At 44.3% G+C, this 26,224-nt stretch carries 26 protein-coding genes; 18 read left to right on the forward strand and 8 right to left on the reverse strand.

The annotated features are described in order from the left end of the window. Nucleotides 1-3 precede the first annotated feature (3 nt). Both dnaK and grpE read right to left on the reverse strand, forming a co-directional pair. On the reverse strand, nt 4-1,968 hold the full coding sequence (dnaK, locus tag ACE1CD_RS26095) for a molecular chaperone DnaK (protein ID WP_374792960.1): 1,965 nt from the start codon (nt 1,966-1,968) through the stop codon (nt 4-6). Between the two features lie 118 nt (nt 1,969-2,086). Further along, nucleotides 2,087-2,812 (reverse strand): nucleotide exchange factor GrpE, encoded by a 726-nt coding sequence (grpE, locus tag ACE1CD_RS26100; protein ID WP_374792962.1) that lies wholly within the window; start codon nt 2,810-2,812, stop codon nt 2,087-2,089. Between the two features lie 253 nt (nt 2,813-3,065). Between grpE and ACE1CD_RS26105 the strand changes: the two genes are divergently transcribed. The 5 genes from ACE1CD_RS26105 to ACE1CD_RS26125 all read left to right on the forward strand — a co-directional run bounded on the left by ACE1CD_RS26105 (nt 3,066) and on the right by ACE1CD_RS26125 (nt 9,074). Beyond that, nucleotides 3,066-3,266: a hypothetical protein gene (locus ACE1CD_RS26105; RefSeq protein WP_374792964.1), complete on the forward strand. Its 201-nt coding sequence runs from the start codon at nt 3,066-3,068 to the stop codon at nt 3,264-3,266. A gap of 414 nt (nt 3,267-3,680) precedes the next feature. Next, nucleotides 3,681-5,693, forward strand: a complete 2,013-nt coding sequence (locus ACE1CD_RS26110) for a GspE/PulE family protein (protein ID WP_374792966.1) — start codon at nt 3,681-3,683, stop codon at nt 5,691-5,693. Between the two features lie 152 nt (nt 5,694-5,845). Next, entirely contained in the window at nt 5,846-6,946 is a 1,101-nt protein-coding gene (locus ACE1CD_RS26115) for a type IV pilus twitching motility protein PilT (protein WP_374793448.1), read from the forward strand. A 223-nt stretch (nt 6,947-7,169) separates the two neighbouring features. Then, entirely contained in the window at nt 7,170-8,399 is a 1,230-nt protein-coding gene (locus tag ACE1CD_RS26120; RefSeq protein WP_374792968.1) for a type II secretion system F family protein, read from the forward strand. Between the two features lie 87 nt (nt 8,400-8,486). After that, nucleotides 8,487-9,074, forward strand: coding sequence for a hypothetical protein (locus ACE1CD_RS26125; RefSeq protein WP_374792970.1), 588 nt, complete (start codon nt 8,487-8,489; stop codon nt 9,072-9,074). Nucleotides 9,075-9,147: 73 nt separating this feature from the next. Here ACE1CD_RS26125 and ACE1CD_RS26130 read toward each other — a convergent pair whose 3' ends face one another. Next, nucleotides 9,148-10,149 carry a saccharopine dehydrogenase-like oxidoreductase gene (locus tag ACE1CD_RS26130; RefSeq protein ID WP_374792972.1) on the reverse strand — a complete coding sequence of 334 codons (1,002 nt, stop codon included), beginning with the start codon at nt 10,147-10,149 and terminating at the stop codon, nt 9,148-9,150. Between the two features lie 269 nt (nt 10,150-10,418). Here ACE1CD_RS26130 and ACE1CD_RS26135 point away from each other — a divergent pair, with 269 nt between their 5' ends. The 10 genes from ACE1CD_RS26135 (at nt 10,419) to ACE1CD_RS26180 (ending at nt 19,773) form a co-directional block, all read left to right on the forward strand. Continuing rightward, nucleotides 10,419-10,628: a DUF2997 domain-containing protein gene (locus tag ACE1CD_RS26135; RefSeq protein ID WP_190465588.1), complete on the forward strand. Its 210-nt coding sequence runs from the start codon at nt 10,419-10,421 to the stop codon at nt 10,626-10,628. A gap of 38 nt (nt 10,629-10,666) precedes the next feature. Then, complete coding sequence (locus ACE1CD_RS26140) at nt 10,667-11,053, forward strand: DUF1257 domain-containing protein (RefSeq protein WP_374792974.1); 387 nt, start codon at nt 10,667-10,669, stop codon at nt 11,051-11,053. Further along, nucleotides 11,053-11,583 carry a ferredoxin gene (locus ACE1CD_RS26145; protein WP_374792976.1) on the forward strand — a complete coding sequence of 177 codons (531 nt, stop codon included), beginning with the start codon at nt 11,053-11,055 and terminating at the stop codon, nt 11,581-11,583. The genes ACE1CD_RS26140 and ACE1CD_RS26145 overlap by 1 nt, the downstream gene beginning before the upstream one ends. Before the next feature lie 165 nt (nt 11,584-11,748). Further along, on the forward strand, nt 11,749-12,033 hold the full coding sequence (locus ACE1CD_RS26150) for a PqqD family protein (RefSeq protein ID WP_374792978.1): 285 nt from the start codon (nt 11,749-11,751) through the stop codon (nt 12,031-12,033). Beyond that, nucleotides 12,017-12,514 (forward strand): lasso peptide biosynthesis B2 protein, encoded by a 498-nt coding sequence (locus ACE1CD_RS26155; protein ID WP_374792980.1) that lies wholly within the window; start codon nt 12,017-12,019, stop codon nt 12,512-12,514. Before ACE1CD_RS26150 ends, ACE1CD_RS26155 begins: the two co-directional genes overlap by 17 nt. Then, entirely contained in the window at nt 12,511-14,367 is a 1,857-nt protein-coding gene (locus ACE1CD_RS26160; protein WP_374826725.1) for an asparagine synthetase B family protein, read from the forward strand. Before ACE1CD_RS26155 ends, ACE1CD_RS26160 begins: the two co-directional genes overlap by 4 nt. Nucleotides 14,368-14,613: 246 nt before the next feature. After that, nucleotides 14,614-15,531, forward strand: coding sequence for a serine/threonine protein kinase (locus ACE1CD_RS26165; protein ID WP_374792984.1), 918 nt, complete (start codon nt 14,614-14,616; stop codon nt 15,529-15,531). A 20-nt stretch (nt 15,532-15,551) separates the two neighbouring features. Then, nucleotides 15,552-16,694, forward strand: a complete 1,143-nt coding sequence (locus tag ACE1CD_RS26170; RefSeq protein ID WP_374792986.1) for a 50S ribosomal protein L11 methyltransferase — start codon at nt 15,552-15,554, stop codon at nt 16,692-16,694. A 79-nt stretch (nt 16,695-16,773) separates the two neighbouring features. Beyond that, on the forward strand, nt 16,774-18,603 hold the full coding sequence (locus ACE1CD_RS26175) for an ABC transporter ATP-binding protein (RefSeq protein WP_374826726.1): 1,830 nt from the start codon (nt 16,774-16,776) through the stop codon (nt 18,601-18,603). Between the two features lie 42 nt (nt 18,604-18,645). After that, nucleotides 18,646-19,773: a nucleotidyltransferase family protein gene (locus ACE1CD_RS26180; protein ID WP_374792990.1), complete on the forward strand. Its 1,128-nt coding sequence runs from the start codon at nt 18,646-18,648 to the stop codon at nt 19,771-19,773. Between the two features lie 96 nt (nt 19,774-19,869). On the opposite strand, the gene ACE1CD_RS26185 is transcribed toward ACE1CD_RS26180, so the two are convergent. The 5 genes from ACE1CD_RS26185 to ACE1CD_RS26205 all read right to left on the reverse strand — a co-directional run bounded on the left by ACE1CD_RS26185 (nt 19,870) and on the right by ACE1CD_RS26205 (nt 22,388). Next, entirely contained in the window at nt 19,870-20,250 is a 381-nt protein-coding gene (locus ACE1CD_RS26185; protein ID WP_374792993.1) for a YiaA/YiaB family inner membrane protein, read from the reverse strand. Nucleotides 20,251-20,372: 122 nt separating this feature from the next. Further along, nucleotides 20,373-20,735, reverse strand: a complete 363-nt coding sequence (locus tag ACE1CD_RS26190; protein ID WP_374792995.1) for a hypothetical protein — start codon at nt 20,733-20,735, stop codon at nt 20,373-20,375. 94 nt (nt 20,736-20,829) lie between these two features. Continuing rightward, nucleotides 20,830-21,150, reverse strand: a complete 321-nt coding sequence (locus ACE1CD_RS26195) for a hypothetical protein (protein ID WP_374826727.1) — start codon at nt 21,148-21,150, stop codon at nt 20,830-20,832. A 36-nt stretch (nt 21,151-21,186) separates the two neighbouring features. Further along, nucleotides 21,187-21,519 carry a CHAT domain-containing protein gene (locus tag ACE1CD_RS26200; RefSeq protein WP_374792999.1) on the reverse strand — a complete coding sequence of 111 codons (333 nt, stop codon included), beginning with the start codon at nt 21,517-21,519 and terminating at the stop codon, nt 21,187-21,189. 29 nt (nt 21,520-21,548) lie between these two features. Then, complete coding sequence (locus ACE1CD_RS26205) at nt 21,549-22,388, reverse strand: pentapeptide repeat-containing protein (RefSeq protein ID WP_374793001.1); 840 nt, start codon at nt 22,386-22,388, stop codon at nt 21,549-21,551. A 234-nt stretch (nt 22,389-22,622) separates the two neighbouring features. Here ACE1CD_RS26205 and ACE1CD_RS26210 point away from each other — a divergent pair, with 234 nt between their 5' ends. The 3 genes from ACE1CD_RS26210 to ACE1CD_RS26220 are packed head-to-tail and all read left to right on the forward strand — an operon-like array spanning nt 22,623 to nt 26,134. Further along, nucleotides 22,623-24,023, forward strand: coding sequence for a P-loop NTPase fold protein (locus tag ACE1CD_RS26210; RefSeq protein WP_374793003.1), 1,401 nt, complete (start codon nt 22,623-22,625; stop codon nt 24,021-24,023). After that, nucleotides 24,023-25,090, forward strand: a complete 1,068-nt coding sequence (locus ACE1CD_RS26215; RefSeq protein WP_374826728.1) for a hypothetical protein — start codon at nt 24,023-24,025, stop codon at nt 25,088-25,090. The genes ACE1CD_RS26210 and ACE1CD_RS26215 overlap by 1 nt, the downstream gene beginning before the upstream one ends. Before the next feature lie 12 nt (nt 25,091-25,102). Next, entirely contained in the window at nt 25,103-26,134 is a 1,032-nt protein-coding gene (locus ACE1CD_RS26220) for a CBS domain-containing protein (protein ID WP_374793007.1), read from the forward strand. Nucleotides 26,135-26,224 lie beyond the last annotated feature (90 nt).

The raw sequence follows: 26,224 nt of genomic DNA on the forward strand, positions 1-26,224 counted from the left end.
AAATTATTCAACGGCCTCGTAATCCGCACTGACCGTGTTTTCTTCATCAAAATTAAAGTCGAAATCTTCGTCTCCTTCAGAGGTAGTTTGTTGCTCGTCCTTCGACATTGGCATTGAGTCTGCAAAAGGTTGGTCGGCATACTCATCTTGATTTTGGCTAGCATTGCCGTATACCTCAGCACCGAGCCTAAACAGCATTTGTTGGAAGCTATCGATCTCGTGCTTCATGTCCTCTAGCGTAATCGAGGGATCTGCAACTGCGGCTCGCAGTTCTGCCGCCTTTTGTTGGCCCTGCGCTTTGAGTTCCTCGCTGATAAATTGACTGTTTTCTTTAAGCGTAGTGTCATAACTGTAGAACAAGCTATCTGCCTGATTTTTAAGTTCGACGACTTGCTTGCGCTTACGGTCTTCTTCGGCGTATACTTCTGCTTCCTGGCGCATCCTTTCCACTTCGCTGGCACTCAAGCCACCGGTGTTGGTAATGCGGATGCTTTGTTCTCGACCCGTGCCTTTATCTTGAGCGGAAACTTTGAGAATACCATTGACATCTATCTCAAAACTTACCTCGATTTGCGGCACGCCGCGTGGTGCTGGCGGAATCCCAGCCAGTAGGAATTTGCCCAGACTCTTGTTGTCGCGAGCCATTGCCCGTTCGCCTTGGAGGACGTGAATTTCCACCGATGTTTGTCCGTCTGTTGCTGTGGAGAATACCTGAGACTTGCTCGTCGGGATGGTTGTATTCCGTTCGATAATTTTTGTAAACACCTCTCCCAGGGTTTCGATCCCCAGAGACAACGGCGTCACATCCAACAGCAGCAAGTCTTTGACTTCGCCACCCAAGACACCACCTTGAATTGCCGCCCCCAATGCCACAGCTTCGTCTGGATTTACGGAGCGATCTGGGGCTTTACCACCAAAGAACTGGCGCAAGCCCTCTTGAACTGCCGGTATCCTGGTAGAACCTCCCACTAAAATAATTCGATCGATATCATCCGGTGTCATATCGCAGTCTCGCAGAGCCTGCTTCATCGGTTCGATCGTACTTTCTACCAAATGACTTACCAGTTCTTCAAATTTTGCCCTTGTGAGCGTCATTTCCAGATGTTTTGGTCCCGTCTCGTCTGCCGTGATAAATGGCAGATTGATCGAGGTATTGAGCATACTGGATAATTCTATTTTGGCTTTTTCTGCCGCTTCCCGCAGGCGCTGGAGAGCCATTTTATCCGTTGATAAATCAATGCCCTCCTTTTGTTTGAAGTTGTCTATCATCCAGCGCACCAGACAATTGTCAAAGTCATCGCCACCCAAGTGGTTGTTGCCGGAGGTAGCTCTGACTTCAAACACGCCGTCGCCCAACTGCAAGATGGAAACGTCGAAAGTGCCGCCGCCCAGGTCAAACACGAGTACGCGCTGCTCTTCGTCTTGTTTGTCCAAGCCGTAGGAAAGCGCTGCTGCGGTGGGTTCGTTGATGATTCTCAGCACTTCCAATCCCGCGATCGTACCTGCATCTTTAGTTGCCTGCCTTTGGGCATCTGTGAAATAGGCAGGCACTGTAATCACGGCTCGCTCGACAGGTTCTCCCAAGAAGTTTTCCGCATCCTGCTTGAGTTTTTGCAGGATCATGGCTGAGATTTCTTGAGGGGTATAAGCTTTTCCTCGCACTTTGACATCGACGGTATCGTCTTTGCCTTTGACACAGTTGTAGGGCACCTGCGATCGCTCCATTGCCGTGTCATCCCAACGACGGCCTATAAAGCGTTTGATGCTGTAAATTGTGTTTTCAGCATTCATTACCGCTTGCCGCTTTGCGAGTTGACCGACCAAGCGTTCCTCCCCTTTTCCAAATCCCACTATGCTGGGCGTGGTTCGCCCTCCTTCTGAGTTGGGTATCACTACAGGTTGACCGCCTTCTAGAAAGGCGACACAACTATTAGTGGTTCCCAGGTCGATGCCAATGACTTTTCCCATAGATCGCGGCAGTGTGGTGGATGCTTTTGTTGCGGGTTGTTGTTTGCTTTGATTTCGATGCCAGATTTGAGATTCAATCTAAAATCTAGAATCTCAAATCTCAAATCGCCACTTCCCATCAACTTTCCGATGACTGAGCCTGACTTTCCTCTGAGGTTACCACGGGCTCAGGAGCAGCAGCAACTTTTACCATAGCGTGACGCAGCACTTTTTCTCCCAGGTAATACCCCGGCATCAATTCCTCGATTACGGTTCCTTCAGGATATTCATCAGTTTGTTCCCGCATTACCGCATCGTGGAGATTGGGGTCAAATTCTTTCCCCTTCGGACGCATAGGAGACACTCCCAGGCGTTTCAGACTGCCTACCAATTGTTTGTAGACACTCTGATAGCTCTCGTGAATGCTCTTCTCCTGCTCTGTTTGGGTTTTTATCTGCGATCGCGCCCTTTCAAAATTATCGACCACTGGTAGTAACTCATTAATTGTGGCGCATTTTACCTGTAGTTCCAACTCTTCCTTTTCTTTGTGCGTGCGCTTGCGGAAGTTTTCAAAATCTGCCGCAATTCGCACGTATTGGTTTGTCCGCTCTTCTAGCTGTGCTTTGAGCGTTTCCACTTCCTGTTCCAGCGCTGCTATTTCAGCTTCGATTTCCCCTCGATCGTAGGTATCTGCTTCTGCTTCTACCTCTGAGAGGATATTTTCCTCAATAGCAACTTCTTCAGAGTTTAGCCCAGGTTTTGCCTGCGAGTCCATCTTTGCGGTAGCACTGTCGCTTAAGATTTCCTCTGGAGTATCCCGAGTTGGGTTTTCAGTTTTATCTGTCTGCTTAACTTCGTCAATCATCGTTTACTTTTCCCGGTTAAGAGACTGCTAGCGAGAGCGACCCAGTTCGTATAAAGAAAGCGCTAGCTCCCCCCTTAACTTTACTTTATCCTTTTGAGGCGCACGATAGCTTATGCCAATTTGTTTTTAACTTATTTCCACTACCAAATCTAGATTGACCAAGTTATCAGCCTAAAATCGGGTATTTTTACCGAATGGCTGCCATCCAAAATTCTGATAGCATTTATGGTAGCAACTTAGTGACTACCAAGCGATGCCGCGAAAAAACGGTGTTTGGATTAACTTTCAAGCCAGCCCCGACGAGAAGGAAAGACTGCGGCAGTACTGCCAGCAAAGCCAACGCTGTCAAAGTGATGTGCTGCGAGAATTAATCCGTTCTTTGCCTGAAACCAAATCTTGTGGAGAGGTTACATCGGTTCGAGCGGTCGTTCATCCTACTCAAGAAAGTACTTAGGGGGTTAGAGACTACCCAGCCTATTTCTGTAAAGGCTATCATCTTGAAATACAGACGAAAAACGAAAAGTTTTTCTGTCTTTGGGCAGTCGAGCCCACAGCTTCTCGCAGACCCTGCCGCCCAAACCGGGCATCCTCAAATGCTGTTGAGGCCATAGACGACCTTGTATAAACCATCGAAAGGAAGACCAATCCTGAGTGTTCGAGTTCCGGGTATACGCTTGGGTGCATTTGTTCGGTCAATTTTTCTAGATCGGCCTCCTAAGACAACCGTACCAAAAAATCTATGCTTACCAAGCTGTAATTTGTACAAGAAAAGTCTACTGACCCTCATTGAGCCGCAAATATTGCCCAGTAATGCAATTTTGCCAAAAAATTTTGGGAATACTTTATAAGGAGAGCTTCTGGATCGGATATGACTAACTCCTCATCATCGCCGCGACGCAGCACCAGCCTGATTGCGCTGAATTTCTCGCCTTTCGGCAACAAGCTAATTCAGTCTGGCTATATCAATCCTGACGATATGAAGAAGGCGATGATTGAAAGTCGCCAGTCAGGGAGGCCGCTAACGGAAGTACTAGAATCAATTACGGGGCGACAGTTACCGCCAGAGTTACTGCGTCAATACAAAAAACAACAGCTATTTGAACTAAAAATCCTTTTCGGGGTTGAATGCTTAGATCCGGAAATCACTCAAATCCAAGCCAATAATCTGGGAGAATTGATCGATACTTTAATACCGATCGATATCTGCCGTCGCTATCGCTTAGTACCCCTCTCCAAGAACGAAACGACCCCACCCAGCGTTTTGGTGGCAATGGTCAATCCCGACGACCTAGAAGCGCTCGACGATCTTAACCGCATCCTGCGACCTCAAGGTCTGAGTTTACAGCGGATGGTTATTACTCGTGAAGACTACGAACAACTCATAACGCAGTACTTGGACGAACAAGCTCAAAAGTTAGCCAAGCGTGCGGCTGAAGACCGCGAAAAAGAATTATCGGTCAACGAAGGAGAATTCGAGAACGTCGATATCGACGATGCTCCCATCGACGCGGACATGGACTTGGATGCGGCTTTAGGGGAAGCAGAGTCGGCTCCGATTGTCAAAACAGTCAACAAAATCTTAGCCAAAGCTTTATCAGATGGGGTATCGGACATCCACGTGGAACCTCAAGAAGAGTTTCTCCGGATTCGGATGCGTAGAGACGGGGTGCTGCAAGAACCTTTTCCACCGCTACCGAAGAAGGTCATACCGGCGATTACCTCTCGCTTCAAAATTATTGCCAACATGGATGTGGCAGAACGCCGTCAAGCTCAAGACGGTCGGATTCGGCGGGTGTTTCAGGGACGCACGGTAGACTTTCGGGTCAACTGTTTGCCTTCTCGTTACGGCGAGAAAATCGTATTGCGGATTTTGGATAACTCGTCTACGCAGCTGGGTTTGGATAAGTTAATCACCAATCCGGAAACACTGCAAATGGTCAGGGAGATGGCCAGCCGACCCTTCGGGCTGATTTTGGTGACAGGGCCAACCGGTTCGGGTAAGTCAACCACTCTTTACTCAGTTTTGGCAGAACGTAACGACCCGGGGGTCAACATTAGCACGGCTGAAGACCCGATCGAGTATGCCTTGGGCGGCATTACTCAGTGTCAGGTCATCCGGGAAAAAGGTCTCGACTTTTCGAGTCTCCTGCGGGCGTTCTTGCGGCAAGACCCAGATGTGATTCTGGTGGGTGAGACGCGAGATAAAGAAACGGCAAAAACAGCTATTGAAGCGGCGCTGACCGGACACTTGGTATTGACGACGCTGCACACCAACGACGCTGCTGGCGCAATCGCTCGCTTGGATGAAATGGGCGTGGAACCGTTCATGGTGTCTGGTGCTTTACTCGGTGTCTGCGCTCAACGCTTGATGCGGCGCGTTTGCTCGGAATGCCGCATTGCCTATACCCCCACACCGGAAGAACTCGCCAAGTTTGGTTTATCTGCTTCTGGCGAACTGGAAGTGACTTTCTACAAAGCAAACACCTTACCGCCAGACCAAAGGAAAGCGGAGATCGAAGCCGGGACTGTGTGTCCGAAATGTAATGGTGTCGGCTACAAAGGTCGTTGTGGTGTGTATGAAGTGCTGAAGGTAACAGAACGGTTGCAAAACTTAATCAACCAAGGCGCTCCCACCGAACGGATTAAAGAAGCCGCAGTCGAAGAGGGTATGGTGACATTACTCGCTTACAGCTTACAGCTGGTTCGCGACGGCGCTACTACATTTGAAGAAGTGGAACGGGTCACTTTCACCGACACGGGTCTAGAAGCAGAATTGAAAGCAAAACGCAAGAGTTCTCTTACCTGTCGCGTTTGTTATGCCGAAGCCCAACCAGAATGGCTAGAGTGTCCTTACTGTCTGACACCTCGCTTTGTTGATTAGTCCTTGACAAATTTAAAATTTCAAATTGCAGATTGCCAGTTTATTTGAATCTAAAATTTGAAATTTTAAATCTGAAATTCTCATAAGCTATGACTTCTTGCAACTAACAACTAAAAGCTGATAATTACTCTAAAGGAGACAGCCCAATGCCGATGGAAATGATGATTGAAGACGTAATGGAGTCCCTGATCGAGCAAGGCGGCTCGGATATGCACATCCAAGCAGGAGCTCCTATATACTTCCGGATCAGCGGCAAACTCACGCCTCAGACTCAATTCGGTGAAGTTCTGGCTTCAGACGATTGTCAGAAACTGATCTTCAGTATGTTGAACAACTCCCAGCGGAAAGATTTGGAGCAAAACTGGGAGCTGGACTGCGCCTACGGAGTGAAGGGATTGGCTCGTTTTCGTGTCAACGTCTACCGGGAACGCGGTTGCTGGGCTGCCTGCTTGCGAGCTTTGTCTTCTAAAATACCCGATGCCGATAAGCTGGGAACGCCGATGGTACTGCGGGAACTGACGGAAAGACCTCGCGGAATGTTGTTGGTGACAGGGCAAACTGGTTCTGGGAAAACAACTACGATGGCGGCGCTGATCGATTTAATTAACAGGACGCGCTCGGAACACATTCTCACAGTAGAAGACCCGATCGAATACGTTTTTCCGAACATTAAGAGCTTGGTTCACCAACGGCAAAAGGGAGAAGATACCAAGAGCTTTTCCAACGCACTTAAAGGTGCCCTGCGTCAAGACCCGGACGTTATCCTAGTAGGGGAAATGCGCGATTTGGAAACTATTGGGCTAGCGATTTCGGCGGCTGAAACCGGTCACATGGTCCTCGGTACGCTGCACACTAACTCAGCAGCAGCCACAATAGACCGGATACTGGACGTGTTTCCTCCCATTCAACAACCCCAAGTGCGATCGCAGCTGTCTAACGCGATCGTCGGTGTTTGCTCTCAAAACCTAGTGCCCAAAATCGGCGGCGGTCGAGTCTGCGTTCAAGAAATTTTGGTGGGGACGCCAGCTATTTCCAACTTGATCCGCGAAGGAAAAATTGCTCAAATTTACTCGGCCATCCAAACCGGCGGTAAATTGGGTATGGTGACAATGGAAATGGCAATTGCTACCGCATACAAAGAAGGCAAGATTACTTACGATGCAGCTATGTCCAAGACTTCTAAACCAGATGAATTGCAACGCCTGATTGGGCCTGCACCGGTGGGAGGAGGGCAAAAAGTGGCGGCGCACTAGAAAAGAAAAGAAAGGGCAGTTTTGTGAAACTGCCTGAACTCTTTGTCGCCTAATTACTGACTGAGAACAACTAATACCAAGTGCGGTTAAAACTTTAGTTCCTTAAGTATGCGGTTCGCCGGCCCTCACAATCAACAATGAACGGCAAACCACAAGCAATAAAAAAATTCGGCATTACATCTGCAACTTGGTAAAAAACAAATTTTAATATTGGATATAAACTATGCCTACCTACGTTGCTACAGTTAGGGATTCTAAAAAACCCGAAAAAGTCGAAGCAAACTCTCTGGCTGAAGCGAAAGAGAAACTGATGCGGAAAGGTCTGATCGTACAAGACCTGAAGGAATCGAAAAGCTTTCAAATGCCTGACTTGGGTAGTTTGCTTGCCAAGATCACGGTCAAAGAATTGGCGATGTTTTCTCGCCAATTCGCCGCCATGTTCAACGCGGGAGTACCGATGGTGAGATGTTTGTCCGTGTTGACCGATCAATGTACCAATCCAAAGCTTAAAAAAGCTTTGACGCAAGTTAGCGCTGATGTGAATGAGGGTGTCAGTTTAGCAGATTCTTTACGTAAACATCCGGATTGTTTTGACGGTTTGTATGTGGCGATGGTGGAATCGGGAGAAACTGGCGGTATTCTCGATGAAGTACTTAACCGGGTCGCGAAAATTTTAGAAGATTCTGTCAGACTCCAGAACCAGATTAAGTCAGCCTCGGCTTACCCAAAAATGGTGGGTGGTTTGGCAGTGGTAATTTTTATCGCGATGACAACTTTTTTGCTGCCCATCTTTGCCAAGATATTTGAGGATCTTGGGATGGAATTGCCCGCGTTGACTCAGTTTATGCTAGCCATCAGTAAATTTTTGCGGGGGCCGACTTTACCAGATCCAGACAGAAATTTCAACATATTTATTGGTATTGCTGCTGTGATGGGAGCAATCTGGGGTTACAAGCAATACTACAAAACTCCGGCTGGTCGTTGGCAAATAGATAAAGCAATGTTGAAACTGCCAATAGTTGGAGAACTGATCAGAACAACCGCAGTGGCTCGTTTTTGTCGCATATTTGGGATGTTAACTCGTTCGGGCGTACCAATGCTGACATCAATGGAAATTGTGAGAGATACAGCAGGTAACGTTATTGTTGCTACTGCTATTGAGGACGCTCGCAAAGAAGTAGAACAAGGTGGCATGATCAGCATTGCTTTGCAACGAGCGAGTGTGTTTCCCGTTTTGGCAATTCAAATGATGAGCATTGGGGAAGAAACGGGAGAACTCGACAAAATGCTGCTGAAGTTGGCGGAATTTTACGAAGATGAAGTGGAGCAAGCTGTTAAAGGTCTTACCAGTATGCTGGAACCGTTGATGATGGTTGGTATCGCGGGTATGGTGGGTATGATCTTGCTCTCTATGTATCTACCTATGTTCAAAGTTATGGACGGGATCGGCTAAGAAAAAAAGATTTTTGGAAGCCTGATTCGATCGGCCTGAGTAAAATACAGAAATGATGGTGTAAATTATGGGAGTCCCGATCGGGTGATGTCTGTCAAACCATCTCATTACGAAGCTTTACTGGCGGAGTACAGCAGCCAAATGGGAGCGATCGCGCTTCTGAAGCAACATCGTCCCTATTTGGAGCTGATCCCCAGCCTGCGACGACCGGATGAAAGCATAATTGCTATTCCTTTGCCGTTGGTACGCATTAATCAGGCTTTATCGCCCACAAAGCAAATTGGTGTTATCAATACCACAAAAGAGACTATTTGTCTACCTTGCGATGTAGCAATTTTAATGTGCGACCCGGAATGGAAAATTAAAACAGGGGTAGAAATTCTCGTTTTTATTCATCGCCCTCAAGAAGATTTTTCCGATCTGCTCAGTCGTTGGCGGCAGACTCAGGTGCTACTGGAACGAGGTTATGAGTGGGTGATGCCCTCTCGCTACAAACACGTTCTCAGTGAGGAGGCGGAAAACATCCATCCTCTGTTTGTTCTTTTTGCCCAAACTCCAGAACGGATTATACGGGGGCTGAGCGGAGCTTATCTACCTTTTGTAGTTCAGAATCTCGATAGTTTTAACGAGGAAGAAACTCCACCCGCCTTGTCGTCGGAAAGTCCAGCCGTATAGGGAAAGTCAAAAGTCAAAAGTCAAAACAAGGAATTTTTTCTCTTTTCCCTTTTCTTTCCCGACGCCCTATCCTCTATCGGACGAACTGGGGCATGATTTCTGCGGCGGTAAACAAGCCGTATGTGCCCTGCTTATGCAAACTTGTGGCTGCCTTGAGATAACCAAAGGCGGGGCCACATACATTTGCTGCCATACTGGTTTGATCTCCCAGAGTGAAGGTATGGGTCGAGATTTTGCCCTCAAAAGTGCGACCCGTTATCTGGACGTTAGTGCTGAGGGGTTTTTTCGCATGGCGGGTATCGACGACGCCGCCTACGGAGACGCGATCGCGCGAGCAAATTCCCGCCAGTTCTAACATCACGTCGTCGGCGTGTTCCATATTTTCTAGGGTAAGTATACCATCAGTCCGATCCAGAAGCGCTTCTACTTCCGCATCTGTCATCGCTCTGGCTTTCTCAACGTTATAACCGGGCAAATGGGCAATATCTTCGCGGATAGTAGAGCGGTAAGCTTCCCAGTTAGCAATTCCGACACCAAAAGTAATTTTGACGCTGTGAATTTCCGCATAGCTTTGTGCAGCCAGGGCAGCTGCTGCTGTCAGCAGTCCGGGAGTTGCTCCGCATCCAGTCATGTAAGTAATTCCTGCTTGTCGCAGGGTATCTTTTAATTCCAGCAGTTGCTCGACCGCCGAAGTGCGTTTGATCGCATCTACCAAAACTCCCTGCCAACCCGATTGGATAAACTGATGCACTACAGAAGCGATAAACGTGTTTGGTAAGTTTGGCAAGGCTAAGAAATATCCATCCACAGAGGCTTGTGCGATTAAATCTGGGATGCTGCGATCGCTGAGTGTGCCACTTGGCTGCAAGTATCCCACGGAACCTCGTGACTGGTAAGTGGCAATACAGGTATCTGCATTTAACCCCTCTTTAACATAGGCATAGCCTTCTCGATCTGCTGCGGCTACCCAAATCATCTCTTTTTTGGGGGCCAGCACCCTGGCGGCAGCTTGCCCCAACCCGCCAAAACCCAGTACTCCGACACGAATGGGATTTGCGATCTGCTCTGCACTCATAAGACACCTTATATTCCGACAACCTCTCATTATCCTGGGTTATATGTCATTGGATATCTTGACTGCTGTGGCTAGTTAAGCGAAACTGACAAATAATTGAGGACTTAATCGCTTAATTAATAAGTTGTGTTAAGTTTTGATTCGCTTTAACCTGTATGGGTAAAGTGAAATAAACAGAAGCTTTTGCCGAATAGCCTTTGTGCCAAGGCGGGAGCCTGCTACCAGATCGATCGCTGATTTCAAGTAGTCTTTAGGGTTCAGTTAAGAGCATGGAGACACTAGAGTTTGTCATTTATCCCGACGGTCGGGTAAAAGAAAAAGTTACTGGCATTGTGGGCTACTCGTGTGCTGAGGTGACTGCTGCTATTGAAGCTCAGCTCGGACAGGTACTCAGCCAGGAGCAAACATCTGAATATTTCGCAGCAGTGCTGGAACAGCCTGCGACAGCGACAGCCCAAGCCACTTTTAGCGAGTGGTAATTTTTTTTCAGTCTAGTTTGATTTATTTACCGGAGCATATGTCACACTTTAGCCAAATCAAAACTCAAATCCGCAATCTTGCTTCCCTACAAGCTGCTTTGACAGATTTAGGGATTGACTGGAAAGAAGGCCCTTGCCCGGTGCGCGGTTATCGGGGTCAAACGGTAAATGCGGAAATTGCGATCGAACAAGATAACGGTTACGACATCGGTTTTAGCTGGAATGGCAACGAGTACGAATTGGTGGCTGACTTACAGTTTTGGCAGCAAGCGTCCTCTGTAGATAGATTTCTGAGCAAGGTGACTCAGCGTTATGCTTTTCAAACGGTATTGAACGAAACCGCTAAGCAAGGTTTTCAAGTTGCGGAACAACAACAAAATGAAGATGGTTCGATCCGGCTGGTAGTACAACGCTGGAGAAGCTGATGTCTGACTTTTCTGGCCCACCAGGAGATGATGCCACGAATTTTTCTCAACCATTGGCAGACAAAAATTCGGTAGGCGAGACGACAGACTCCACAAGGTCGGGTTTGGAACCGGAACTGGGTGGTGTCTTTCGAGATGAGCCAGAGCGATCGGGTTTTGAGCCGGAACTGGGTGGTGTCCTGCGTCAGAAAGGTGTTTATGTAGATGAGATTACTTGCATCGGCTGCAAGCATTGCGCTCATGTAGCCCGCAATACTTTCTACATAGAACCAGACTACGGTCGCTCTCGCGTCGTTCGGCAAGATGGTGACTCGGAAGAGCTGATCCAAGAAGCGATCGATACTTGTCCGGTCGATTGCATACACTGGGTAGACTATACAGAGTTGAAGAAACTGGAAGCGGAACGAGAGGAGCAAGTGATACCGCCTGTGGTGGGATTTCCGGTCGATCGGGCGCTCCTTACTACCAAACGCCGTCAGCAAAAGCGGAAGCCGAAGAGAAATTCAGAAGGCGTCGGGCATCGAAGCTAGAAGCTTCGTCAAGCGAATGAAAAAACCGGTTTTCTCGACTCCTATAGGAGGATATCAAGGTGGGGCTGTATCGCTCGGCCTTTTTTTTGTGAATGTTGGTTTTTTTTGCTCTTATAGATAAGATAGCCTTAGAAATAGGAGTATATAGGAGAGGTAAGGCGAGTTTTGACGATTTCTTTGAATATGCGGATTTCGATCGCAGATGATGTCTTGTTTCGAGAACTAGACGGCGAATCAGTTATTCTCAATCTTAAAAGCGAACGTTATTTTGGCTTGGATGAAACTGGCACTCGTATGTGGGCATCTCTGAGTAGATATGATTTGATACAGGAAGCTTACGAAGCTTTACTATTAGAATACGATGTAGCTCCGGAACAGCTACGTAGTGACTTGTATCGTTTGATCGAGCAGCTACTGGAGCATGGATTGGTGAATGTCAGCAATCAGTAGTTGGCACAAGTTACGGAAATTATCTAAGGCAGAGCTGACGCTACTGCTTTGGGCGATAGTGCTGCTGCCCCTGATGGCTTTGTCTCTAAAGTTTTTTGGCTTCCGACGCATATATTTTGCCATCGCTAAGCTTAGTGGGGGTGAAAGGTATTTATCGCCGATGGTGGAGAAAAGCCAAGGGCGGGATGAGAGCAAATGCCTAACTAAGGCGCATAGGATCGCTCGGATCGTGGGTATAGCCAGCCAGTACGGTTTCTATAGCGCCAACTGCTTGCAAAAGTCTTTAGTTATCTGGTGGTTACTCCAACGGGAAGGTATAGAAACTGACCTGCGTATAGGTGTACGCAAACAGGAGGAAAGTTTAGAGGCTCACGCTTGGGTAGAATATTTTGGTGTGGTGCTGAACGATCGCAGCGACGTTCGCGAGCGATTTGCGCCTTTTGCGGATGCTATCTCACCAATGGGGGCAAAAGCACCATGAGCGGTATCGTTGGGATCGTTAATTTGGACGGTAAGCCAATCGACAAGCAGCTGTTGCAGCAAATGACTGCATTTATGAGCTATCGAGGGCCAGATGCACAGAATATCTGGTTTGATGGTAATGTAGGTTTCGGTAATACGCTGCTGCGGACAACAACAGAGTCTGCCAGAGAGCAACAACCTTTTAGCTGGGACGATCGGGTTTGGATTGTCGCTGATGCGCGGGTAGATGGTAGAGCAGAACTGATTCAAAAGTTGAATGGCACTATAGCGCTTGAGACAGCGACGGATACGGAACTTATCCTACACGCTTATTGCCTTTGGGGGGAAGATTGCCTGGAACACTTGCTGGGCGACTTTGCTTTTGCGATTTGGGATTCTAGAGAGCAACGGTTATTTTGTGCCAGAGACCATTTTGGGGTGAAACCGTTCTACTATGCCCGTGTGGGAAATTGTTTGATATTTGGCAATACGATAAATTGTATACGGATTCACCCCTATGTCTCGGATAAGCTGAACGATTTAGCCATTGCAGATTTTCTGTTGTTCGGTGATAACCAAGAGCCAGATACAACTGCTTTTGCAGATATCCAACGTCTACCGCCCGCACATTATTTAACTTGGTCTAATCTTGGGTTAAATATCAAACGTTACTGGACACTACCACTAGATGGTTATATTCGATACAAACGACGGGAAGAATACGTCGAACATTTTAGAGAGTTGATGGCAACGGCTGTTGGTGACAGACTGCGAACAAACCGCGTTGCTGTATCGATGAGTGGGGGGATGGACTCTACAACCATAGCCGCCACTGCCTGCCAATTGTGCGATCGAGATACTTTTGATTTAAAAGCGTTCACTGTCGTCTATGACAAATTAATTCCAGATCGAGAACGTTATTATGCGGGACTGGTAGCAGAAGCTTTAAATATTCCCATATACTATCTAGTTGCAGACGAGTATACTTTGTTTGAGCAAGCGGAACAACCCCAATGGGGTCATCCCGAACCTACCAATGTCTCTATGTTAGCCATTTTTGCAGATCGACTCAAACAAGTTGCAGCCCATAGCCGAGTTCTGTTAGATGGGAATGGTGGCGATCCGGTTTTTTATGCTTGGGGAGTTTACTTTTATTTTGCGTACCTCCTGAAAAACGGGCAACTAGGTCGTTTGATCGTAGATACGATTGAGTATGTTGTGTCTCATCAACGGCTACCCCCACCGGGAGTGCGATCGAGGGTGAAGCGATGGTTGGGAATTCGTCCCCCGGTGCCTGCTTATCCCAGTGCGATCGACTCTGATTTTTCCGCGAAATGGGATTTGCCTGCGAGATGGGAGCAATTTTACTGTGAAAAACCGCTGATTCATCCAGTCCGCCCAGAGGCATATCAACAGCTTACCAGTTCGAGTTGGTCGTTTTTGTTTGAAAGGTACGATCCCGGAGTAACCGGTTTGCCTGTCGAGGTACGATATCCATTTTTCGATCTGCGTCTGGTAAATTACTTATTGGCAATTCCACCAGTACCTTGGTGCTTGCATAAAGAACTGATGCGGGTGGCAATGGGGGGGATTCTACCAGAGTCGGTGCGTCTGCGTCCAAAATCGCCACTAGCTGGCGATCCGATTAGCTTACTATTAAAGCAAGCTGGTTCGCAGTGGATGGATCGATTTGACCTGGCACCAGTGCTGACCAAATATGTGAAGCGAAATGCTCTGCCGTTGGTTTCTGGAATAAAGCAGGATATTAATGAAGTATGGATCGATCTGCGTGTGTTGAATCTCAATTACTGGTTACAACATTTGCAGACATTTAATTACACATCAGCAAAGGAGGAAAACTATGCTTTCTAATCATGAGAAATTGAGAAAGAAACCTTATAAAAGTCCCAACTTGTTTGTCTATGGTGATATCAGAGAAATTACAAAAAACTCCAGCGGCCCGACTAAGAACTTTGATAATTTTACTACTCCTGACTCCAGCCACAAGACAAATACGTGATGTAAAAGACCGCAACCTATCGGTACCAGAAGAAACCCGTGCTTTTTTATTCTGTCTATGGCCTACAACTGTATTCCAATGGGCTTATTCCGGGGTTAGTGCCTTCGCAAATTAGGTCTGAAGTAGATGTTCGGGTTTGGTTGTCTTGTGTGCCGCCTTGGTGGGAAGATATTCCAGAAGGACGACATAGAGTTGGTTATGTGAGTCCTTACCAAGACGAATGCGGTCAGCCGACGTTGCAGGTTTGGAAAGTTGACGATCGCTATTTCCGGCTTTTATACTGCGATCGCACCGAATTCATCGTTGACCGATCGGGCACGGAAATTTGGGCAACTTGGCCGGATAATTTAAGCTTGGAAGATACGGCTACCTACCTGCTAGGGCCGATATTGGGATTTTTGTTGCGTTTGCGGGGTGTGGTTTGTCTGCACGCCAGTAGTGTCCAAGTTGGCGACAAATGTATTGCTATTGTTGGCCCAGCAGGTGCGGGTAAGTCCACAACAGTAGCTGCTTTTGCTAAAGCTGGTTTTCCGATTTTATCAGATGATGTGTTACCGCTTTTGGCGCGGGATAATAGTTATCTAGTGCAATCGGCTTATCCGCGAGTGCGCCTGTGGCCTAAATCGGTAGAGATTTTATACGGTATGCCGGATGCCTTGCCGTGCTTGACACCGAACTGGAATAAACGTTATCTGGATTTAACTCAAGCAGGTTATGAATTTCGGCACCAACCGCTTCCGTTGGGTGCTATTTATATGTTAGGCGATCGCATTACTTCTTCGGCTGCACCCTTTATTGAAACAGTGGCTGTCCATACTGGTTTAATTACCTTAGTGGCAAACACATACGCAAGCAATTTAATAGATAAATCAATGCGCGGTCAAGAATTTGACTTGTTGAGTCGAGTTGTAACTAAGGTTCCTTTACGGCGAGTTACGCCTCACGCAGATCCAGTCTATCTCTCAAAACTCTGCGATCTGATTTTAGAGGATTTCGAGAGATTGCCTAATAACTAATACCTTATTACCGGTGACCAATGTATAGCATCTCCGGATTTGGTAGTATGATTGCTGACAAAGGGCGAATGGATGCCTACGTTAAAGCACTGCGCCAATCTGTAAAACCTGACTCAACGGTACTGGATATCGGTACTGGTACGGGAATTTTTGCCTTGCTTGCCTGTCAATTTGGAGCTAAAAAGGTTTATGCGATCGAGCCGAGCGATGCTATCCAAGTGGCGCGAGAAATTGCGGCAGCCAATGGGTATGCTGACCGGATTGAGTTTATCCAAAAGCTATCAACTGAGGTACATTTGCCGCAATTAGCTGATGTAATTATATCAGATATACGCGGCATATTGCCACTTTTTCAGCAGCATATTCCCGCGATTGTTGATGCGAGAAAACGTTTGCTTTCTCCCGATGGCATACTCATTCCTCAATGCGATATTTTGTGGGCAGCAGTAGTGGAAGCACCACATTTATACAGTCGCATTACATCTGTTTGGGATGATAACGCTTATGGACTTGATATGAAGGCGGCAAGGCAAATTGTCACTAATATTTGGAGTAAAGGTTGGGTAGCACCTGCACAACTTTTAACTACTCCACAATCTTGGGCGACTTTGGATTATTCTACAATAGAAAGTCCCGATGTTAGCGCCCAAATAAATTGGGATGTGGCGAGAAGTGGAACGGCTCACGGGTTAAGTGTTTGGTTTGATGCTACTCTGGCAGAAGGGATAGGCTTTTCTAATGCACCAGGAATGCCGGAACTGATCTACAGTATTGCTTTCTTTCCGTGGACAAAACCAGTTTTTTTAGAAATTGGCGAGCGAGTTTCTGTTAGTTTACAAGCTAATTTAATAGGCGATAATTATATTTGGCGTTGGCATACTTTTGTGCTAGATAATTCAGGAAATTTCAAGGCAAAGTTCCAGCAATCTACATTTTTTGCTATGCCGCTATCGCCAGCAGAATTGCGTCAAACATCTGCTAATTATGTAGGGACACTGAATGAGGAGGGAGAAATCGATCGCCTAATTCTGGAATTGATGAGTAGTGGTAAGGAGTTGGGAGATATTGCGGTTCAAGTGCAAGCGCAATTTCCCGATTATTTTGCTAATTGGCAATCAGCTTTGACGCGGGTGGGGAATTTATCAAAAAAATATAGTAAATAGAAATATAAGTTGATGTCTAAATAAAATTTTAGATATTTTTAACCTTAGATGCACGCAGATGAAGTATTAAAGCTAGAGAATGAAAAGTTTGAGACATTTAAAGATTAAGTTAAAGGGTGGTTTGACTCAGTTGCCTTATTTACTGCGAAGTCTGACGTTAGTGTGGGCAGCTGCTAAAAAGTGGACTATTGTCTGGGCGATACTGTTGGTAGTGCAGGGATTATTACCAGTAGTGACAGTTTACTTAACTCAGCAACTTGTGGATAGTTTAGTGCCAGCTTTAGGTGCGGGTGCTAACTGGGAAAAAGTGCGATCGTCCCTGACTTTAGTTGCTTTAATGGGCGGTATTATACTATTATCTCAGGTACTTGGCAGTTTGCTAAATTGGGTTCGTACTGTTCAATCAGAATTAGTTAGAGATTATATATCTAATCTTATTCACGAAAAGTCGATCGCGATCGATTACGCTTTTTACGAAATACCAGAATATTACGATCGCTTGCATCGCGCCCGTCAAGATGCTTATTTTCGTCCGGTGACGTTACTGGAAAATGGTGGCAATTTGCTGCAAAATAGTATAACCCTGATGGCAATGGCAGCGGTGCTGACGCGCTTTGGTATTTGGTTACCTCTAGCGCTGCTAATCAGCACTCTGCCTGCCTTTTATGTTGTTGTGCGCTACAGCAGCCAAAATTATCAATGGTGGCTGCGGACAACTGCTGACGAACGTCGTAGCTGGTATTATTATTGGCTGCTGACAGAAATGCAGTATGCGGCTGAATTGCGCTTGTTTGGATTAGGAGAACATTTTAAATCAGCTTATCAGATTTTGCGACGAAAGTTACGTTCGGAACGGGTGCAGTTGGCGAGGAATGAGAGTTTGGCGAATTTGGGTGCTAGTGCGATCGCGCTTTTGCTGACCGCAGTTGCTCTCGCTTGGATGGTGTGGCAAGCTATTCTGGGAAGGGTAACGCTGGGCGATTTGGCCCTATTCTACCAGGCATTCGATCGCGGTCAGAATGTGATGCGAAGTGTTTTGGGAAATCTCGGCCAAATTTACAGCAATATGCTGTTTTTGGGCAACTTGTTCGAGTTTCTGGAATTACCACCCCAAACGATCGACTCTCCGTCAGCGCGAATGACACCCACAAGCTTGAAACGGGGAATCCTTTTCGATCGAGTTACGTTTCGCTATCCGGGTAGCCAAAAGGCAGCTTTACAAAACTTCAATCTTGCTATTCCGGCTGGTAAAATTATAGCGATCGTCGGTGCTAACGGTGCAGGTAAAAGTACACTGCTGAAATTGCTATGTCGATTGTACGATCCGCAGGAGGGTAATATTAAATGGGATGATGTAGATTTGCGCGATTTTCCTATCCAACACCTGCGACGATTAATAACTGTTCTATTTCAACAACCAGTTGGCTACAATGCTAGCGTAGCCGAAAATATTGGTTTTGGTGATGTCACGGCGTCTGCTAGTTTGTCTGAAATTATCGATGCTGCGCGAGGGGCGGGTGCGGAAGAAGTTATCGATCGCTTACCAAAAGGTTACCATACTTTGTTAGGCAAATTGTTTGAAGGTGGTACAGAACTTAGCGGCGGCGAATGGCAACGGATTGCCCTAGCAAGAGCTTTTCTGCGTCAGGCTCCTTTAATTATATTAGATGAACCGACTAGCGCAATGGACTCCTGGGCTGAAGCAGATTGGATGGAAAGATTTCGGCAATTGGCGCTCTTTCGGACAGCAATTATTATCACTCATCGCTTTACTATAGCCAGACGTGCTGACATTATTCACGTTATGACAGACGGTCAAATTGTAGAATCAGGTAGCCACGATGAGTTATTGGTTCTGGGAAAAATGTATGCTCAATCATGGCAGGCTCAAATCAATGTTAATAGCTAATTGCGTTCATAAATATTGATAAATAGCAATGAAATATCAACTATGAAGAATGAACAATTTATACTTTTTATTTTACGCGGAGGCTCGAATTCAGAGGTATTACAGGCAGCACGAGAAATAGTTTCTAATAACGATATTAATTGGCAAAATTTGCAGGAAATTATCGATGCTGAGGCTCTGACACCCCTGCTTTATCATATTGTACGCGGACAAGATGTAGTTCCGGCATCGGTAGAAGCAGTTTGGCGTAAAGCTTACTATCACAATGCTTGTCGTAATGCACTGATATTGCAGGAATTGGGTGATGTGCTGCACAAGCTGGCAGCTGCGGGAGTAGATGTTATGGTGATCAAAGGTGCTGCTTTGGCTGAAACGGTATATGGTGATATTGCAGCGCGATCGATGAGTGATGTAGACTTACTTATTCATCCGGAAGACTTAGCAACGACTAGACAAATTTTGGCGGATTTGCGTTACAAACCTGCATATGTGGAGATGCAGACTGGCTTTACGGAAGATTTCCGCAATGAAGAGATTTTTCGTAAGGAAGGACTTGTAGATATTGTGATTGACCTGCACTGGCGACTTATCGCTCCTATTTACTATCAACGCACGTTTACAACTGATTGGTTTTGGGAAACTTCTTTGCCTGCTAAGATTAATTTAGCACCAGCGTTTGTGTTGAGTTGCGAAGCGCAAGTGGTTTATTTATGCGCTCATTTGATGTTACATCACGGTGGTAAAAGTTTGCTGTGGTTGCACGATATCGCTGCTGTTATAGATTTTTATAAACAACAGATAGATTGGGAAAAAATTATCGCTAAGGCTAAAGAATATAAATTGGATTTGTCAGTACAGCAAATGTTACTGCGCGTTGCTGATGATTGGAACGCTCCTATTCCTGCGGAAGTTATAGAAAAATTGCGTGCTTTGCAACCTTCACGCGATGAAGTGCGGACTTATTCATGGCAACATCAAACAATGGCTTTGCGTTTGTTTGCTGATTTAGCAGGTACTAAAGATTGGCGTCAAGGTTTGCGTATTGCTTGGGATACCTTATTTCCAACTCGCGAATATATGCAGCAACGCTACAAAATTCCTCACCCGTTTCTTGTACCTTTATATTATCCCTATCGTTGGTTGCGAGGTATGAAGCGCGTACCGAATTAGGAGGGGGGAGTGGGGGAGTGGGGGAGCGGAAGAATTAATCTTTTGACTTTTGACTTTTGACTTTTGACTTTTGACTCCCCCACTCTCCCCTATTCCCTATTTAAGAGGATGGTGTTCGCTGAGTATTTTCTCGACTCTAGCTTCATCAATTCTAGCTGTTAGTTTTGTAGCTTCATAATTATCTCTGGTGGTTTTGGCTAGAGTAAAAGTGGAGCCAACTGAAAATAGTAAACCCATACCCATATAACCTTTTACCCAGCCATCTACAGGTAGGTAAATTATCCCGACGGAAGTTGCGGAAACGGAAAGAACAAAAGAAGCCCAAACTTGAATAATCCAAGCGGCGGTATCTTTTTGTGGAACAATTGGTGGTTGTGGCATAAAGGCTTCCAATGGTAGGATGAAAACTTTTTGCTGATTAGCTTGTTTCCACAATCTTCTAATTATTTCTTGTGGTAGATGGATTTTAAGTGACACTTTGTTAAGTGAATCTTGGAAAATCTCTCTATTCAACCACAACTAGGGCTTTCCAAGGTTTGATAACTCTTACTGTGTTGGGACGGTTTTGCAATTGGCACACGATATGTGCGATTTTAGAGTTAATTTTGTTTATCTTTTGTTTTTTGCCAGAGGCGCACACCCCATCCAGCTACTACAGCAACTATAACGCTGAGAAAAAAGGCTGTCAGGAAAGGATGCAGGGGACGAGAAAGGGAAGGAGTTTGCCAAGGTTGTGTGATTAATCCTGATGTAGAAGCCATTATCGCACCTGCGCCGATCGCTATACCAATGGCTTGTATTTCGTTTTGTAAATCTTTGTCGGCTTTGGCTAGCTGGCGATCGATCCGCGTTTGTTCTATTTCAACGATACCTCGGATGGAAGCGATCGCGCGATCGAGCCTTTGTACGTAGTTGGGCTTTAGCCCTCTTATGCGAGGTGTAATAAGAGGGCTAAAGCCCAACTACGTACCTTTAGGGGCTGAAGCCCAACTACGTACCTTTAGGGGCTAAAGCCCAACTACGTACCTTTATGTACATAACTAGCAACTTGTCTTATTAATTACTTTGAGATTGAGTGACTTTACTTTTCACCGCCTCTCGCAATTCTCGGAAACGGTTTGTCAGCATTTCCTCTTCACTAGCTTCTACTTTACGCACATTTTTGATTTCTCTAAAAGATTGGGCGAATAGAGTCACGTTTTCTTTGAGTGGGCGAGTTTGTTTGCTAACCCATTCTTTGATTTCTTTGGTGACAATATGGATATTTTCGTTTTCTAATCCAGCTAGTTTGCGATCTAAATCTTGGATCGTTTTAGCAGGAAAAAGGGTAGGGGTAGATTTGAATACTTGCAGTAAAGCGGGAATAGTTTGATCCATTTTCGTCGGTTAATTTGATCTAAAGTGCGATCGGTTTTATTGCCCAATGGCACAGAAAGCAGCCCAGTAAACGGGATGGGCAAAAGGTGCTTCATCCAAGTTGAACACTTTCAGTTTAGCTTGGATTTCCTCTATCCAATTGTTACCTAAATTGAGGCGATTAGTCCACTGTAAAAATTCTTTCTTGCTGACATGGCGCAGCCAGATTTGGGCTTGGTTGAGGGCGATCGGTACGGATGTATAATAATGTAACTTCTTATACAAATTAATCACTAAAAATGCGGTTGACAAATCGCCCACACTCCAGAGAATACTCAGGGCGCTAGCTAAGCAGATATACTCATCAGAGAATGCGATCGCACTTGTCATCCCCTCCCAAGGTTAGGTCATCTCTAGCTCTATCCGTGACTCAAAATATCGAGAAACTCTTGGACAACGCGATCGGGTTCTTGGCTACACCTGTTAAAGTCGCAATAGTGGATGATGCAGATGCCATGAGTTTCAAAAAGGCGATCGCGGTCTTCAGCTTTTGCTTTATCGGGATGTGATAATTCTAAAATACCCCATTTCCCTTGATGGAAAATTAGGAAGTTGAGTTCTTGATTTTGTCTGCCTTCTGTTGTGGTAAGGCGTGCTTTCGAGTTGGGGAAGAAGAGGATGTTGGCGCGATCGAGTGCTTCGGCTATTTTTATTTGTTCTTCGGAGTAGAAATATAAATCATTCCAACAATAGATTTTTTCTTCTGGGCTAGAGTCAATTTTCTGCTTATCTTCTTCTTCAGATTGGATAATTTCTTCTGAGGAGTCAGCGTTATCCAATAATAATGCTTGTTCTAAATCTTCCTGACATGAGTCTGCTTCACCAAAGTTTGTAAATAATAGTCTTGTTCCACTTAGGCTTGCTAAATTTAATGTTGCTCCGCTCAGATTTGCACCGCTGAGGTTTACTTCTATTTCCTGAGTTCGATGCAAAGTTATTTGATTTCGTCGTAAGTATCGTTTAAAAACCGACTGTAAATTATTCTTTTTTACTTTTTCGTTAAAAGCCTCTGAGAGTTGTTTCCAAAGTTTAGCAGCAACGTATTTTATATATTCATCATCATACTTGGAGAGTTTAGCAATTTCCTCATAAGAGCATCTGCCTGACCAACATTGTTTAAAGATGAGTTCTTGCACGTCGTTTAAGCCTTCGCCATCGAGGACAGTTTCTGCGATCGCAAGAGCTTCATCAACGGTCATGGGTCAATTCTCCTTATAAATATTTTTTCTATATTTTACCACGCGCAGAAATATCCGATCGCTTTTGATCACTTTTGATCACTTTTTGTCACTGGTAAAACGCAATCCGAGTTGCTATCCTTTTAAAAATTAGCTAAAGCTTTGAAATCTCAAGGGTTCCAGCCGTTAACATTTTGTTACATAAATCGGCTATTTTTGTCCAGGTAATTAGATATAAATAGATATTGAGAAACTATGCCTTATAGCAATGAAAGTGTATATACGGGAGAATACAACAAAGAACCAGATCTCAACTTCGATCTATATGCAGAGGAATTATGCCGGATAGCTATAAAGGCAACTTATAAAAGTGAAGAAGCTTTTACAGTTGGTATTTTCGGTTCTTGGGGCAGTGGGAAAACTACCTTGATGCGTCGCATTAAGGCGATCCTAGAGAATGAAGACATTTTTAAACAATTATTTATAGATGGAAAACAACTAACAAAAGAAGAAGAATTTAAGCCTAAAAAACGTAAAATAATTTGGTTTAATCCTTGGAAGTATGATAGCAAAGAAGATACTCGAAATGCTCTAATCCAGGTAATTTTGATTGAAATTTCTAACGACACAAAATTGGATGTAGACAAACGAAAGAAAATCATGGAAAAAGCTCTAACTTTCGGTTGGTCTATGGCTAAACTTTCAGGACACATAGGTAGAGGTGTGATTAAAACAGCTACATTAGGCTCTATTGATACTGAATACATAAGTAAGGAAATCGAAAAAGCTTTTCAACAAGAAGATAAACCAACAATTAATCCTTACCAAATCCTAAATAATTTTGAAGAAGATTTTAGAAATATCGTTTTGGATTGTGTTGATAAAAACGGCAGACTTATAGTTTTTATTGATGACTTAGATCGTTGCTTGCCAGAAAATGCACTAGCTGTACTTGAATCTTTAAAGCTCTATTTGAGTCAAGTCAATTGTATTTTCTTTATAGGGCTAGATAAAAGAGTTATTGAACAAGCAGTTAGTCAAAGGTACAAGGATATTAAGATAACGGGGAAAGAGTATATTGAAAAAATTATACGTCTTAACTTTTTCTTGCCTGATAAAGACCCCAAGGAAGTCGGAAAGATTTTTGAGCGTGTTCCCATGATCATTGGTAATTATGACATCCAAGGACAACCAACACAGAAGGAAAAAGAAGAAGTAGAAAAGCTCTGGAATATGATTTTGGCAGCTACTCAAGCAAATCTTCGCAAAGTAGAGCAGTTTATTATTGCTTTTGAATTGATTGAAAAAATTGTAGAAGGAATCAATAAAAAAATAAATCCAGCGCAAGCCAGCGAGAAGATAAAATGGAAAGAAAATTATCCAATGTTGGCTAAAGTTTTGCTGATACAAATGAATTTTCCTGATTTTTATGATGCCTTAGAAAAAAATCACACTTTAATGGAGCAAATACAAAAGATTTATAATTTAAATAACAATGGAGATGAAGATGCTAAGTTAAAGGCAGTACAAGATAAATATCCATCTTGGTCAGATCCCCTTTTAATTAAATTTATTGTCGATCACTTTGAGTATGGAAAAATTAGTAACTCAAACGATTGGAAAATTATCCATAAGTTATCTGTAATTTACGAGTGATGATAAACATAATTAAACGGCTATTCCAAAAGTTGAACTATTTATTTATTAACATAAAGAAGGAATTTGGACTTGTTAAAAAAAACACTTCGCAAGATGCTTTAGAGAAGCCTCCTAATTCTGAGAAACATCCCATGTCTGCAACTCCTGATTTATTAAGTAGCATTGAAAAAGTCATAAGTAATGACTTTTGCGTTTTAAATACTTCTGATACTCTATCGGATGCTTTAGCCTTGGTGATACTACAAAAAGCTGGCGATATACTCATTGTTGATAATAACGGTAAATTTGCTGGCAGCATTAGCGATATATCTGTTCTTAGCCAAGTACCTCCACAGGTTTCAGACGTTCCAATTAGATACCAGATTAAACTTTCCAGTATCCGCAAACAAGCCAATGATGCTCTCGTTAGTACGATAAAAAAAAACATCGGGGATGTCTTTCAGTTGAAGAAAGTAACTCGCCGCTTCTCTAAGGATGGATACCTGATCTATCCTTTGGAAGAATTAACGAATCCTTATAAAACTTCTGCCGATCCTAAAATGGTGCCTATTCTGAACAATGACGAAACAATTGCAGGTGTAGTTTCGTATCAAGGAATATTAGAGTTTATTAAAATTGATCCTTTTTGGGTAGAAACGAAAGTAGAAAACTTGTTTTCAGTCAAGTTAGCTGTCGAAGGTATTTACAAACTTTTGCCAGAGGATACATTGGACAAAGCTTATTTTGCAATGAATTATCTACCCATCAACTTCATTTTGCTCTGTGATAGCAACAATAATCTCTTAGGGATGGTAAACAGACATCAAATTACTGCCTTGGCTCACCCTCTCTACTTTCACTTAATGGATATGCCTTTGAGTGAAATAATGAAGCCTTTAGATAGTTTGTACTTAGTTGAGTCTTGTCAAACTATGAAAGGCATCATAGACAGTTTTTTAGATTTGGAAATTACAGTTGCGATTGCCGTAGAAAGGTCAGGTAGTAAAGTACATCCCAAGTCAGTGATAACGCCAGCTAACGTTATACAGCTTTACCTGCAACATTTTCGAGAAAATACCAATTAAAGGAGACTTATCATGCCAGCTAATAATCAATTTCTGCAACTCAATTCTCCCATAGTCGAGATATTTACAGAATTAGGAGAACGTAGCAATGCCGAGAAAATGAAGTGGCGGAAACCAAATAGCCGAGTATCAATGCTTCATGCAACTTTCAAGCAGTTTCCCATCAGGCACGTTCCGATTATGGAGTCTAATCCCGGAGAGCTAAAAGCTTTAATTAGCCGTGTCGATTATGCTGCAATGATGACACCCCCAATAGAGAAACTCCCTCTCGATCGTTTGAATGAAAAAGAACAGAAAGATGTTAATGACTTTATTAAAAATATAGCCTTTCAACCGATTTCAAACGTGTTTGAAAAGTTTTTCATAGGGGAAACAGAGAAGTTATATTCTACCCACAGTATTTTGAGGGATGCGATTAAAAAACTGAGTGAAAGTCAGGTAGATAAAACAAACAACATAAACCGCCGATACCGAACTTTACCTGTATTTGACGATAACAAATTGCTAGTGGGTATGCTCTCATACACCAACATACTCAGAAAGATTCAAGAGGAGCAAGGATGCACTCCCTTTCGTAATAAGAAACTTAAGGAGATATTTAAGGCAGCGGAAGAACTTACAACACTAGCGGGTGACAGAACGATGACAGACGCAGCTATGCAACTTGATGGGGCTCCATTCACCCATATTCCGATAATGAAAGCAGATAATTCCAGAAGTGTTACGGGAATTGTTGATGATTTGATCATCGCCCGCTATCAACACCCGTTACTGGTGAATTGCTTTGAAGAGCTTTCGTTAGATGAGATTAAAATTACAGTTGGAGAAGACAATACAGTTAAAGACACTGACACCGTTGGAGATATCATTGATAAGTTTTTGACGATAACTTATCCAGAGCGACCAACAGCAATTGTGGTCTGCCAAAAAAATAACAGTGGAGATTTTGTGTTACAAGGAATTGTTAGCTACACAGACATATTGAAGAAATTTTTATCTTGGAAAGAAGGTAATACTCAGCCTCAGTCTCAAGAGAAACTTTAGTCTCGTGTTAGCTGTACTGCCCGCTCGCAAGTTGCTCCTCCATCAAACACAAAGAGCTTTACAATAACATTCAATAAATTTGAAACGCCC

Origin of the sequence: Aerosakkonema sp. BLCC-F183 (assembly GCF_041929145.1) — a bacterium.
Classification (GTDB): Bacteria; Cyanobacteriota; Cyanobacteriia; order Cyanobacteriales; family Aerosakkonemataceae; genus Aerosakkonema.